This window comes from Sulfidibacter corallicola (assembly GCF_017498545.1).
Lineage (GTDB): Bacteria > Acidobacteriota > Holophagae > Acanthopleuribacterales > Acanthopleuribacteraceae > Sulfidibacter > Sulfidibacter corallicola.
The window spans coordinates 4,243,350-4,256,053 of record NZ_CP071793.1 but is presented as its reverse complement, the minus strand read 5'-3'; the positions used below and the strand labels follow the sequence as shown (position 1 = coordinate 4,256,053).

Sequence of the window (12,704 nt, the reverse complement as noted above, 5' to 3'; positions counted from 1 at the left end):
GCGATGCACCATGCCGGCCTTTGCGGCTCAGGAGGATTCATGCGTATGACTTTGGGGACGCGTCCTGTTCTGTGTTCCATTTTTCTCATCTTTTTCTGTTCTCAACTCGTGCAGGTGGCGGCCGCCGTCCCACCCATGATCAAAACGGAATGGGGGCAAAGCGCGCCCTACAACCGCCAGACACCGCTCCTCTCGGGTGAGCGAACCTATCCTGGCTGTACCACCCTGGCTCTGGCCCAGATTCTGAATTATTACCGCTACCGTGATCGCGGGTTCAATTCGGTCTCCTACTGGCTGGACAATGAAAACCTCGATCCGCGTTACCTCGAATTGGATCTCACCCAAACCGTCTTTCCCTGGAACCACATGCCCGATCACCTCCGCGGTGCCACGCAGGACGAGATCGATGCGGTTTCCACCTTCATCTTTCAGGTCGGCGTAGCCCTCAATGTCCAGTTCGACCTGGGTACCGGCAGCCCCGCCACCGGGAAGCAACTCGAGAACGCCGTGCGCTACGCCTTTGGCTACAACAACAAGGGTCGCCGCCAAATGTACGTCGCCCTGCGCGCCACCGCGGACGGCTACAAACTCTACAGCGACGAGGAATGGCGGGCCATGGTCATCGACGAGTTGGACCAGGGTCGCCCGGTTCTGCACATGGCACGCAACCAAAATGGCGAAGGTCATGCCTTCGTCATCGACGGCTACGACGACTCGGGCCAGGTTCATGTGAACTGGGGATGGGCCGGACACGCCAATGGATACTACGATCTGTTCCACCTTCAACCCGAAGGCTCCGAAAGTGTGTGGAACCGCGAAGCCATGATCTATGTGGGATTGGAACCCGAAGACGGGTTCGCGGCCGCCATGGCTGGCGATACGCCCGATGGCGACTGGATCGAAACCAGCCACGCGGCCACGGTTCAGGCCGGCGAGTGGCGCCATTTCGGGCCCTTCGATGTGGGTGAGGGCACGTTCGACGTGCGCATGCAGGGGACCGGCGATGCCGACCTCCACCTCCGATCCGAGGCGGCGCCGACCGAAACCGAATACGACTGTCGCCCCTATCTCGAAGGCTCGGACGAACAGTGTTCGCTAGAAGGGCCCGGTCGCATTTTCGTCGCTGTCAATGGCTATGCCGATCGGTCCGTGGTCGACCTGATCGTGCGATATCCGCGGCCCACACCCGCCCCCGGTGGCGATGGCCCCGATCCGCAGCCGACCATCGAAGGGGTGGACCTCATCCTTCGCGATGCCGCGCTCGCCTTCGACGAAGCCGTGGCCGATACCCAGGTCCCCGTGTCGGTCGAGGTATTCAACGCCGGCAACCTGTCGGCAGGCCCAACACGCCTCAAGTACTACTTCTCCACCGATGCCGTCTGGGATTCGGGTGATACCTATCGCAACTACGATGCGGTCTCCGCGTTGGCGGGGAGCGCGGGCTCCGAAGAAAGCGCCAATGTGCGGATTCCGGTTGGCACCGAGCCTGGCTCCTGGTACATCGTCCTGGTCGCGGATGCCAACGGGGACCTGGCCGAAACCGATGAATCCAACAACTGGGTCGCCCTGCCGATCCGCGTTCGGTAGTGCCAATCCAGATACAGCGGTTTATTGAAATAGTTCCTTGGGCTCGGTTGGGTACCAACTGCCAACTGGTCCCGGCCGCCAGGTCTCAGGTTTTAGCTAATCGGTTGATGATAAGCATCTTGCTAAGACCTGACGCCTGAAACCTGATGCCGTGCCCATCCTGCTGGATTGATTTTGTTTCTGGAGGGGCACAGGATCGTAACTCCAGGCTTTTGAGGTGTTGTGGCGACCGTTTCAGCGGAACCACCGCTGCGGTGTGTCCTCCTGGCACCTGAACGCCGAGACCTGGAAGCGTGCCCCTCCCGTCGCCGACCCGCAAAGCGAAAGACGGTTCGATGGTGGAGGGGCACCTACCGTGAGTCGCTCGCCCCTTCCGCGATGGGAAGCTTCGCCGTTGGCTCGGCCGTGGCCGAGCGGCGATAGTAGTCCTTGAGGCAGGCCATCGCCTCGTTCGAGAACAGCACCAGAATCGGTACGTTGACCCACAGCATCGCGCCCGTGCCGAGCATGGTCAGGTGATTGATTTCCTGGGAAGTCTGTATCAGACCCGATGCCGAAATCACCGTGATTCCGCAAAACACGAACTTGTAGAGCAGCACCCAACGCTCTCCGAAGAGAAAGACCACCCCTTGTTCGCCGTAGTAGCTCCACGAGATCATCGTCGAGATCGCGAAGAACCAGGTCGCCAGCGATACCAACCACCGCCCGAGCCCGGGGTGAACGCGATCGAACGAATAGGCCGTGAGAGATGCGCCGTCGTAGGCGTGGTAGAAGCCCGAAGCCAATAGTTCCGGCTTGGTGTCGGCCGCGATGGATGCCCAGGTCACCGCTTTTCTCGGGCTGGCGGTCACTTCTCCCGAAAGCATGGTCGATAATCCGCCGGCACCGGGAACGTTCACCGGAATGGTGACCCGTTGGCCGATGGCCAGCGATGCACCCAGGTGGTTTTCCAGTTCGGTCTTTTCCAGTTGCCAGTGACCGTCGCGGGTCGAAAAGAACTCAGGGGTTGCGTTCAGCGGTACGTCCGGTTCCCGGTTCCAGGACCCGCTCAGCAGAATTACCATGGCCGTCAGGGAACACACCACCAGGGTATCGATGAAGGGTTCCAGACCGGCGACCAATCCCTCCCGTGCGGGCTCGTCCGTTTTGACCGCGGAGTGGGCGATCGAAGAAGAACCCTGACCCGCCTCGTTCGAGAAGAAGGCGCGCTGCATGCCCGTACTGAAGGCCCAGCCCGCGGTCCCGCCGAGGAAGGCACCTTGTCCCGTGAGCGAGCCGAAGGCCCCTTTGAAAATCAGGGCGATCACCATGGGGACCTGGTCCAGGTTCACCCAGATCACGTAAAGGGCGGCGACCAGATAGAGCCCACACATCAGGGGGACGATGCGGCCCGCGACTCTTCCGATCCGCGAGATCCCACCGAGAATCACGCAGGCCACGATCAGTCCGAGCACCAAGCCGACCACGATGCTGGGCACACCGAAATACTGTTCCGTGACGATGGCCGTGTTCCAGGCCTGAAAGGCGTTACCCCCGGTGAATGTGGAAATCAGCAGGGTGACGCAGAACATCCCGGCCAACCCTGCGCCCAGCTTCTTCCGGCCAGGAAAGTGTTTGGCGAACCCGTCGCGAATCATGTACATCGGGCCGCCGTGGGGGTTGTCCGGTTGTTCCGTATTGCGGAACTTCATCGACAATGTCACTTCCACCGTCTTGATCGCCATGCCCAGCAGGCCGACCACCCACATCCAAAAGACCGAGCCAGGACCCCCGATCGTGATGGCCAGCGCCACGCCGCCGATGTTGCCCAGGCCCACCGTGGCCGACAGCGCCGCCGACAGCGCTTGAAAGTGACTGATTGCGCCAGGCCCCTTGCTCTTGCCCGAGAGACCCAGAACGAGCGAGGACCCGTGAATCAGCGATCGGTATTGCACGAAACCGCTGCGGAGGGTCAGGTAGATACCGACGAACAGCAGGACATAGAGCACCACCGGGTGCCAGAGGAAGCCCGTCACCACCGCCGAGAGTTGATTGAATCCATTGCGCCACGCTTCCCATGCCACTGTCGCCTCCTCGAAGTCTTTGGCGACTACCCTAGTACGGGCATCCGGACCGGCTCTATACCGCGACCTTCCGGCGGGCACCGCCTTTTTGCGAAGGTGGGAGGAGGTTGGCGAAATAGGCTGTGCTTGACGGCTCGGCTCGTCCCGAAACCCACCGAAGCCAACCCGTACAGAGAGTGCCCTTTGGCCTCAGGGTTCCGAAAGCGGATCCACGCGCGCGATGCGATATGTGGGCGACAGCAGATAGAAACCGCTTTGGGTGGTGATGGCCCCACCCTGGGTCAGTCGCGCGCGGAGTCCGTGGATGTGGCGTGCCGCGGCATTGGTCATCTCGGCCTGCAGGGCATGTTCCGGCGCCAAACGCCGGCCCAGTGCACGCACCGAGATCCCGGCCTGGCCCTGTAGATAGGCGTCGATCAGTTGCGACCATGTCCGGCTTTCCTGAGAGTCCGGTTTGAGTGTCAGGCATCGTTTGCCGGAGCCTGTCTTGATCAGGCGCCCACTCAGCCGGACCTTTTGCGCCGCATCCAGCCAGAGAATCAGATCGTAGTCGGTGGCCAATGCCTCGTGTATATCGGCCTGGCGGCCGAGCCACTTCTCGCGGGGCCAGCCGTCCGTGCCCAAATCGCGAACCACCAACGGAAAATGCTGGCGGCGAAAGCGTTGAAGTGCGGGCACGAACTGTTGCGCGAGCCGGTGTTTCCCCAACACATCGCGGGGGTCGAAACCGGCCTCGAACAGGTCGGCACCGAAGGTCGCTTCGAACCCGGTCTTGTTGGACATGAACCGGCACGAGGGCGGGTGGGCGGCGAACATCCCGCGAATCGTATTGGCCAGGTAGATCGACTCCCACCAACGATCGTCCGGAAGGAAGTGCAGGGACGAGAGCTGAATGTCCTGCACCAGCAGGCCGCCAGGCGCGATCAGGGCCGCGATCTGTCGACAGAACCTGTTGGCATTGTGGAAACATGCCTCGGGCAAGGAGATCAGGCGCGCCCGGTCCGCCGCGGTGATGGCGGACGGATCCATATGAGCGGCCACCTGCAAATCCGGATGGGCGGCCAACCAGGCCGTTACCGCCTTGTTCGTATCGGGACCGGGGCGATCCAGGCAGACCACGGTGATCTGGTCGATCAAGTCGGGGGCGTCGACTTCCAAGTATTGAAGTATCTCGCCGATGTGGTACAAGTGATCTTCAATGACAACAATAGGTTTGCGTTCGTGTTCGCCGTGACCGTTCATTGCGGTTCGTCCGTGGGGAAATGGATCCATTCTAAACTGAAACGAACGCCCCACAAAGTACCCGACCGCAGGGTCCAAGGATATCGGAATGTCCAAACCCGGTCGCCATGATCTCCCCAAGCCGATCCCCGCACGCTACCTCTACCTCGGGTTGCTGCTCTTTTTGCTCCTGGGGTTGCTGACCCTGTACCAGGTTCGCGCCGATTGGCGGGCCCGCGTCGCCACCAGCCGCGCTCGCGCGCTTTACGAGATGGTCCACAGCACGGTGCCCATGCGCCCTACCGATACGCCCGGCGTGTTGGCCTGGCTGAAGTGGGAACTCAGCAGTTACCTGGCATCCGATTCGGTGGATTTCTCACCCGAACTCATCACTTGGCAAAAAGGTTCCTACGTGCCCGAACAGTTCGAGCGGCTCGGCGAGTTGCTGCTTTCCAGTTCAACCGCCGCCGAGGGCGATTGGCCCGTGGCGATCCCATTGGAGCCCGAGGACGAATCGCTGCAGATGCGTTCTCAATTCTATGCGGCCTTGGAGGATGAGTGGTTTGTCGTGACGCGAAGGACCTTTCTCGGCGGTGCCGATCTGGACGATCGGGAGGACGCCTCCAACCAGTTTCTGCGCGATGCGTTGACCAGTATCAACCGCGTCCAGGCGCGACTCGTGACCGATGCCGATTCGGCCTGGCTCGGTGGTGTTCCCGGCAAGCCGAAGTTGGTCCGTTTCTTTGCGTTGTGCGAGGACGGCACCATGGTGACCAAACCTTGGATGGCGCCAGGCACCGGCGAGGATCGGCTGCGCAAGGCGTTTTTGCGCGAAGGCCGCGAGCTGCGGAAAATGCCAAAGCTGCCCAGCCTTGTCTCCAACGAGTTCTTTTTCACCTTCGACTACGGCGCTCCCGCCCATCCTTTCTATTCCGGACTCTACCTGGATCTCGCCGGAAGTGGATTGATCACCAGTCTCAGCGTACCGTTGGTCGCCCCGCAAAGCGGGCTCAAGGGACTGTTTGGCGTCGATATCGCGTTCGATTTGGATTGGGAAGACTTCACCAATCACATTCAGGGCCCGTTGACGGCGGAGCTCGTGACGCTGGAGGCGCCCATCGCGCTCAGCAACGGGCCCTGGGCGGCGCTGGCCTCCGTCATATCCCAAAAGGGACCTTCTCGGCTGGGGCAGGCCGTGGCGCAGCTTGCACGCCAAGAGGTAACCGGGCAACGCTATCAAACGCCGGCCTCCATCTACCACGGCTTCGCGGAGGGTATGGGTGCGGTCGTGGGATTCCCGGTGCAGCGCGACACCTGGCTGGTGTTGCTGTTTCCCGAGACCGAACCGCATTTCCCGGTGCTTTCCGTGGCGTTGTTGGTCTTGCTGTTTCTCCTCCTTCTGGCGGGGCTCGAGTGGAATCGCTATCGAGCGGAGGCCGCCCGCTCCCAAGCCGTTTCGGAGTTCCAGGAGAAGCAGAATCTCTTGAATACCATGAAGATTCCGATCACCGTCGTGGATCCCAATACCGAAGAGATCGTGTTCGGCAATACCGCCGCCGAGGATTTGGGGCTCCGGCAAGGCATGTTGTTTCGGAGTTTGTTACCCGATCGCCTCGAGGTTCGGGAGCACTACGAACGGATGCAAGTCTCCGAGCCCGGTGCGCGGCGTGCCTATGGGTTGCCGCTCGTGATCGCCGACTCGCTTCGCTACGCGGTCATTCGATCGGTGACCGTCACCGCCCCGATCGAGACCATCCACGCCGACGAGCGCCACCGGCTGGGCGTGCTGTTCATTCTTGAACCCGATTCCGATTTGAGCCTGTTCACGGCCGAGGTCGTCGATCGGACCCGAATGGATCAGCGCAACAAGCTGGCGGGCCTGTTGAACCACGGACTGGATACCCTTTCACGGGTGCTTCATCGCCACCTGAGCCGGCACGGAGATCACCCTTTTTCCCGATGGCTGAGCGGATATCTCTCCAACCGGATTCAGGTCATCGCCTGGCTGCTGACGCACTGGGACGACGACCCGCCGCCCGCCGAGTACCTGGTCGACGAGGGCAACCTCCGAGCCACGCTCCAGCGCGCGTACGAAGTGTTCGACGTGGTTCGGGACGATACCGGGCTTCGCGCGCAACTTCATTGGAACAACGGGGTGCTCGCCGATGCCGAGCCGGAGGGCACCGCCTTCGAGGCCCGTCTCGACTGGCCCGAAACCCACCTGTTGGCCATGCCCGTGCGCGGCGGATTGGGCTTTTTCCTACACGAGGTTTTGGTGAATGCCATTCGCCACGGGTGCCCCGGTGATGTCCCGCTGTTGAGGATCTACCTGGACCCCATCCGCAATCAGTTCCAATTTTCCGTGGAGAACCGTTGCCGCCAGGGCGCCGACCCGGCGGAGCCGAAGGCCTACGGTGGGCGCGCCCTGTTGCGCGGACTGGCCCGCCTGTTCGCCTGGCATGATCTGTCGTTCGAGGTGGTCGGGGATCGCTTCCGCGTATCCTGGCGAGCCGATGCGGTGGAAAAAGCCGCGCAAGGCCAAGGCGATTGAAGCCGGGGTCGATTTCTTTCTTCGAATGCCTACATCGATGGTGTAATGAGAGTACCACGTCAATGAAACAACCGGCTTTCGAGGGAGGACGTCATGGCGGAATCCACGCCGTCGCCCGAACTGTCGATCGACATCGCTGCGCTATTGGAAACCGAAGTGGACCTGTTGCCGCTGATGCCCGAGCTACTGGCCGACTTGGAGGCTTTGGGCGGATCTCCGGAGTTGACGCTCGAGCTCCTGGAACGGGTATCGCCCGCGCCGGCATGGCGCGTCTTGGACTTGGGCTGCGGCAAGGGCGCCCTGGCCCTGGCTGTGGCCGCGCGCTTCGGTTGCCGAGTGGAAGGCGTGGATGGTTTCGCACCGTTTGTCGACGAGGCCAACACGACTGCCCGGAAACGAGGCCTTGCCGATCGCTGCCGGTTTCGGCAGGGGAACGTGCGACACCTCGTGCAAACCGAGGACCGCTATGACGCGCTGATTTTCGCCGGCCTGGGCGATTTGTTGGGGCCACCGACCGAGACCGTCACCCAACTGCGGCGCCTGCTGCGGCCCGGCGGGTTCATGGTCATCGGCGATGTGTTCCTCAAGCCGGGGGCACCGTTGGCGGAGGGCTATGGATACGCCCTGCACGAGGACGCCATGCTGCGTGCCTTGACCGCCTCCGGCGATCGCTGTGTGGCCACATCGACACTGACCGATGCCCAGATGATCGCCACCAACCGCGACAACAACGACCGCATCCGGCGGTGTGCCCGCAACCTGATGGATCGGCACCCGGACCGGGCCGAAACCATCGCCGCCTACGTTCGGCGCCAGGAAGTGGAATGCCGCAAATTGGAGACCTGTTTCGTCGATGCGGCCTGGTTGATCGAACGCGTCGAAACCCCGGCGAACCAAGCGTGCCGGAATGAAGGCAAGTCTCCCAATTAGAAAGGTTTCGGGGCGGAGAGGGGGATAGGTTGTCGTGGTTGGCAGTCTTTGCCGCACGTCGCCGAAATTGCCTGCCCTGCGGTTAAGGCTTTCTCTCGCAGTTATTTGAGCACCTTTTTTGTTCGGTGCCATTCATCCCGTTTTTGGACAAAAACCGCCCCGAACTTGAGTTTAGATATGGCGTTGGTATAATATCCTGTCCTGGCGTCTTGCACAGGCGTCCTCTCTAACATGGGCCTATAGCTCAGTTGGTCAGAGCCCCCGGCTCATAACCGGGTCGTCCCAGGTTCGAGTCCTGGTGGGCCCACCATGTTAGAAGGAGAGTCGATTGCGATTGAGATTTGGCTTGCACATTTACCCCCCCATAGACCATGAGAACGGGTTGTTTAGAGTTTCATCGAGACAAAGGTGTTCTGCCCGAGGGCCGCGAACACCTTTTTTTTATGCCAATCTTGCCATGCGAACTGATTTGCGGAGGAAGTTTTGAGAGCAGCATTGAAAGCGCTTAGAGATTATCAAGATGTGTTGGTGCGGATCGCCGAACTGGATCGCTTGCTGTCTTTTGTACCGGCTGAGATCGTTGAGATGGAAAAAGAGTGGAAAGCGGTACAGGAGCGCGTTCAGGAGTTGAAAGAGAAGCGCGAGACCAAAGAGGCCGAAATCAAAGAGCGCGAGATCAAACTGGCCGAGGCGACCGAGAAGTCTCAAAAGTTCGAGAAAGACCTGCACGAGGTCACCAACAGCAAGGAGTATCACGCGGTACTCAAGGAAATCGATGTCGCCAAAAAGCAGATTCACACCTTGGAAGAAGAAATTTCGGAACGCCGTAACGACATCAAGGAAATCGACGGCAATATCGAAGAATTGACGACGCTCGAGAAGGAATCCGGTGAGAAGCACGGTACCGCGATGGCCAAGCACCAGGAAGCCATGATCGAGAACAAGGAAGAAAAGGGCGAAAAGGAACTGGTCAAAGACAAGCTGGCCCAGGACGTTCCGGTCGACCTGCGCCGCAAGTTCGAGCGGATCGCCGCCCGCCGTAACGGCGTGGGCTTGGCCTTGTGCGTTTCGTCCGTCTGCCAGGCGTGTCACGTCCGGGTGCGGCAGAACATCGTCGACCAGTTGCGTCGCTTCAATCGCGTCATTACCTGCGATAGCTGCAAACGCATCCTCTACTTCGCCGACACCGAGTGAAAGTAACCGCCATGTCGCAGCAGACCGAAAGCCTACAGGCGCGCTACGATGCCCTCAACCAGCAAATCGATGCCGCGTTGCACACAGCCTTGCGCAATCGGTCGGGTCTGACGTTCGTTGCCGTCAGCAAACGTCAGCCCCTCGCCGTGGTGCACCAGGCCTACGCTCTGGGGATTCGCAATTTCGGCGAGAGCCAGGTTCAGGAGGGGGTGCCCAAAGTCAAGGCATCGCCCGAAGACATCACCTGGCACTTCATCGGCCACCTTCAGAAGAACAAGGTGCGCAAGGCCGTCAAGCATTTCGCCTACATCCACAGCATCGACAGCCTGAGCCTGTTGCAGCGCGTCGAGGCGATTTCGGCGGAAGAGCGGCTCTGCCCCAAGGTCATGCTGCAGGTGAATTACGCGCTCGACACCGACAAATACGGGCTGCATCCCGAGGCCACCGAGCCGGTGCTGGAAGCGGCCCTGGGTCTCAAGCACGTGGCCTGTATCGGCTTGATGGGCATTCCGCCGCTGGCGGCGGATGAAGAGAAGATACGCGCCTACTTCGAAGGTATGGCGGCCCTGCGCGATCAGCTCAAGCAGCGGTTCCCGCAGTGGCCGGGCAGGCTCAGCCTGGGCATGTCCAGCGACTTCGGGGTCGCCATCCAATGCGGCAGTCATTTCATCCGAGTGGGCAGCGCCTTGTTTGGGGAGCGCAACTGACATGGAGATTCTATCGATTCGTGAATTCATCGGCCACATGCTGTGGGTCGCGCTACAGGGTTATAGCTGGCTCCTGTTCGGCTATATCCTGGCGGGTTGGTTCGTGCGCAATCGATACGCGGGATGGTACGTCTTCCTGCAGGAGATGTGCGAACCGCCGTTGTCCTTCGTTCGTCGCATCACCCAAAACCGTTTGGTGGTCGGCGGCCTGGATCTGTCGCCGATTTTGCTGTTTTTCGGTATCCAATTGCTTTCACGGGCGATTGGCGCCGTTTTTCTCGGTTGAGGTCGTGGTACAATCGGTGCTGTTTCCACCGTGAATGCCGAATGCAAGATCCTGGCGATGCGCTACCTTCGTTGTTTCGGTAGTCCGTGTGGGACGACCGTGGGTCGATCGATCGAGCTTCGGCGACCGGCATCGATGCCGGACGATGCGAAAGAAATCTGCCGTAGCGCCGTCCTTTCCCTACGAATATCGCTCCAAACCCCGCGAAATCCCTAGGAAAGGGAGGTGTCCCCGGTGATCACGCCGCTGGAAATTCAGAATCACGAGTTCACGACCAAGTTGCGCGGGTTCAACCCGGAAGAGGTCAAACATTTCCTCTATGCCTTGGCGGAAGAGTTCGAAAACATCATCGAACAGAACCACAAGATGGCCCGTGAGCTGGCCGTCCTCCGCGAACGCATCAAAGACATGGAATCGCGAGAAAAAGTATTGAAGGATACCCTGGTGTCGGCCCAGCAGATCAAGGTCGACATCCAGGAAAACGCCGTCAAGGAAGCCGAGTTGATCGTCAAAGAGGCGCAGCTCAAGGCCGATACGCTGCAGGAGCGGGCGCGTGACGAAGTGCGCAAGGTGCAAACCCACCTGTCCGATCTGCGCCGGACCCGCAACGACCTGTTGGCCGAAGCGGAAATGATGGTCAGTCGGTTCACCCATTTTGTCGAGGCCGAGCGCGAGTTGGCGAACGAGGCCGACAACCTCATGAACCTCTCTTTCATGAAGCCCGGATCCGCGGACGCGGCCTCACCGGCCCGTCACGAACCGCATCCCTTTCCCAAGGTAGAATCGACACCCGGCTCGCAGACCAACGACGGTAAACGAAAAGGAGCGAAGACGGGAACATGAACAGGGTATTGATCGAGGGAATCACGGAAGCCTACACGGCCACGGGCAATGGGGCCGTCACCCGCAGTGATGTCATGCTGCGCATCGAGGACGCGGCGATTCTGGTCGAAGACGATCGCATCGCGCGAATCGGAACGCGCGAGGAGTTGGGCCGCGATTTGCCGGCCGATGTGGCGCGAGTCGACATGGGGGGCAAGGTCGCCATTCCCTGCTTCGTCGATCCCCATACCCACCTGGTTTGGGGAGGCGATCGTTCGGACGAATTCAACCGGCGCTTACACGGGGCCGGTTACGTGGAGATCGCGGCCGCGGGCGGCGGCATCAAGTCCACCGTGCGCCAAACCCGCGCCGCCGATCGCGATGCGTTGGCCGCCAAGGCCCTGCGCACCTTGGACACCATGTTGTTGCACGGCGTCGGCACCATCGAGGCCAAATCGGGTTACGGTCTCGACCTGGAAACCGAGATCAAGCAGCTCGACGTCATGGATCAGGTCTCTGCGGCCCACCCCGTGGAAATGGTGCAGACCTTCATGGGCGCCCACGAGGTGCCGCCGGAATACGCCGGTCGTCCCGGCGATTACGTCGACTATTTGAACCGGGAGCTGTTGCCGATCGTGGCCAAGCGCGGCAATGTACCCTATGTGGACATCTTCTGCGAGAAGAACGTGTTCGAATTGGACGATTCGCGGCGCCACCTCGAAGCCGCGGCGGCCCACGGCTTCAAGATCCGAATGCATGCCGACGAGCTGCATCCGCTGGGGGGCGCGGGTCTCGCCGCCGAAATGGGTGCCGTCAGTGCCGACCACATCGTCTGGGCCAGCGAGGAGCACATGGCCGCCATGGCCGAGGCCGGTACCATTGCCACCCTGCTACCGGGCACCAGTTTCTTCCTGCGCGGGCGCTACGCCGATGCCGATGCCTTCAAGCAGGCCGGTTGTGCCGTCGCGCTCAGCACCGATTACAATCCCGGCAGCAGCCACACCGTGTCTCAAGCCTTGATGATGGCCCTCGCCTGCATGAACATGGGGATGACCTTCGAAGAAAGCTTCATCGGCGTGACCTTGAACGCCGCGGCCGCCATCGACAAAGCCGCGACCCACGGCACTTTGGAAGTGGGCAAGAAAGCCGATATCGCCTTTCTGGATGCGCCCAGTGTGATGTATCTGGTCTATTATTGGGGGATCAACCACGTGTCCGACGTCATGAAGGACGGAAACTTTGCCGTTCGTGACCGAAGACGTATCGATGGAACTTCCGCCTGATCTCACCGGGTACGAAGTCGCGCGGCCGGGCCTGTTCGTCCGCGCGTTCGTTTCAATTTT

The 12,704-nt window shown here is 60.8% G+C and carries 10 protein-coding genes and 1 tRNA gene; 9 read left to right on the top strand and 2 right to left on the bottom strand.

Annotated elements, in window-relative coordinates:
- Positions 1-39: 39 nt before the first annotated feature.
- Entirely contained in the window at positions 40-1,587 is a 1,548-nt protein-coding gene (locus tag J3U87_RS12750; RefSeq protein WP_237383424.1) for a C10 family peptidase, read from the top strand.
- 350 nt (positions 1,588-1,937) lie between these two features.
- Here J3U87_RS12750 and J3U87_RS12745 read toward each other — a convergent pair whose 3' ends face one another.
- Together J3U87_RS12745 and J3U87_RS12740 are read right to left on the bottom strand one after the other, a co-directional pair.
- Positions 1,938-3,650, bottom strand: coding sequence for an alanine/glycine:cation symporter family protein (locus J3U87_RS12745; protein WP_237383423.1), 1,713 nt, complete (start codon positions 3,648-3,650; stop codon positions 1,938-1,940).
- Between the two features lie 189 nt (positions 3,651-3,839).
- On the bottom strand, positions 3,840-4,892 hold the full coding sequence (locus J3U87_RS12740) for a hypothetical protein (RefSeq protein ID WP_237383422.1): 1,053 nt from the start codon (positions 4,890-4,892) through the stop codon (positions 3,840-3,842).
- A gap of 88 nt (positions 4,893-4,980) precedes the next feature.
- On the opposite strand from J3U87_RS12740, the gene J3U87_RS12735 reads away from it, so the two are divergent.
- The 8 genes from J3U87_RS12735 (at position 4,981) to hutI (ending at position 12,644) form a co-directional block, all read left to right on the top strand.
- Complete coding sequence (locus J3U87_RS12735) at positions 4,981-7,422, top strand: hypothetical protein (RefSeq protein WP_237383421.1); 2,442 nt, start codon at positions 4,981-4,983, stop codon at positions 7,420-7,422.
- A 93-nt stretch (positions 7,423-7,515) separates the two neighbouring features.
- Complete coding sequence (locus J3U87_RS12730; RefSeq protein ID WP_237383420.1) at positions 7,516-8,352, top strand: SAM-dependent methyltransferase; 837 nt, start codon at positions 7,516-7,518, stop codon at positions 8,350-8,352.
- Between the two features lie 233 nt (positions 8,353-8,585).
- Positions 8,586-8,662: transfer RNA gene (locus J3U87_RS12725), tRNA-Ile, on the top strand.
- A gap of 173 nt (positions 8,663-8,835) precedes the next feature.
- Positions 8,836-9,546, top strand: coding sequence for a zinc ribbon domain-containing protein (locus tag J3U87_RS12720; RefSeq protein WP_237383419.1), 711 nt, complete (start codon positions 8,836-8,838; stop codon positions 9,544-9,546).
- 11 nt (positions 9,547-9,557) lie between these two features.
- Positions 9,558-10,253: a YggS family pyridoxal phosphate-dependent enzyme gene (locus J3U87_RS12715; protein ID WP_237383418.1), complete on the top strand. Its 696-nt coding sequence runs from the start codon at positions 9,558-9,560 to the stop codon at positions 10,251-10,253.
- Position 10,254: 1 nt separating this feature from the next.
- Positions 10,255-10,539, top strand: coding sequence for a YggT family protein (locus tag J3U87_RS12710; RefSeq protein WP_237383417.1), 285 nt, complete (start codon positions 10,255-10,257; stop codon positions 10,537-10,539).
- A gap of 225 nt (positions 10,540-10,764) precedes the next feature.
- Positions 10,765-11,382: a DivIVA domain-containing protein gene (locus J3U87_RS12705; protein ID WP_237383416.1), complete on the top strand. Its 618-nt coding sequence runs from the start codon at positions 10,765-10,767 to the stop codon at positions 11,380-11,382.
- Entirely contained in the window at positions 11,379-12,644 is a 1,266-nt protein-coding gene (hutI, locus tag J3U87_RS12700) for an imidazolonepropionase (RefSeq protein WP_237383415.1), read from the top strand. Before J3U87_RS12705 ends, hutI begins: the two co-directional genes overlap by 4 nt.
- The last annotated feature ends 60 nt before the right edge of the window (positions 12,645-12,704 follow it).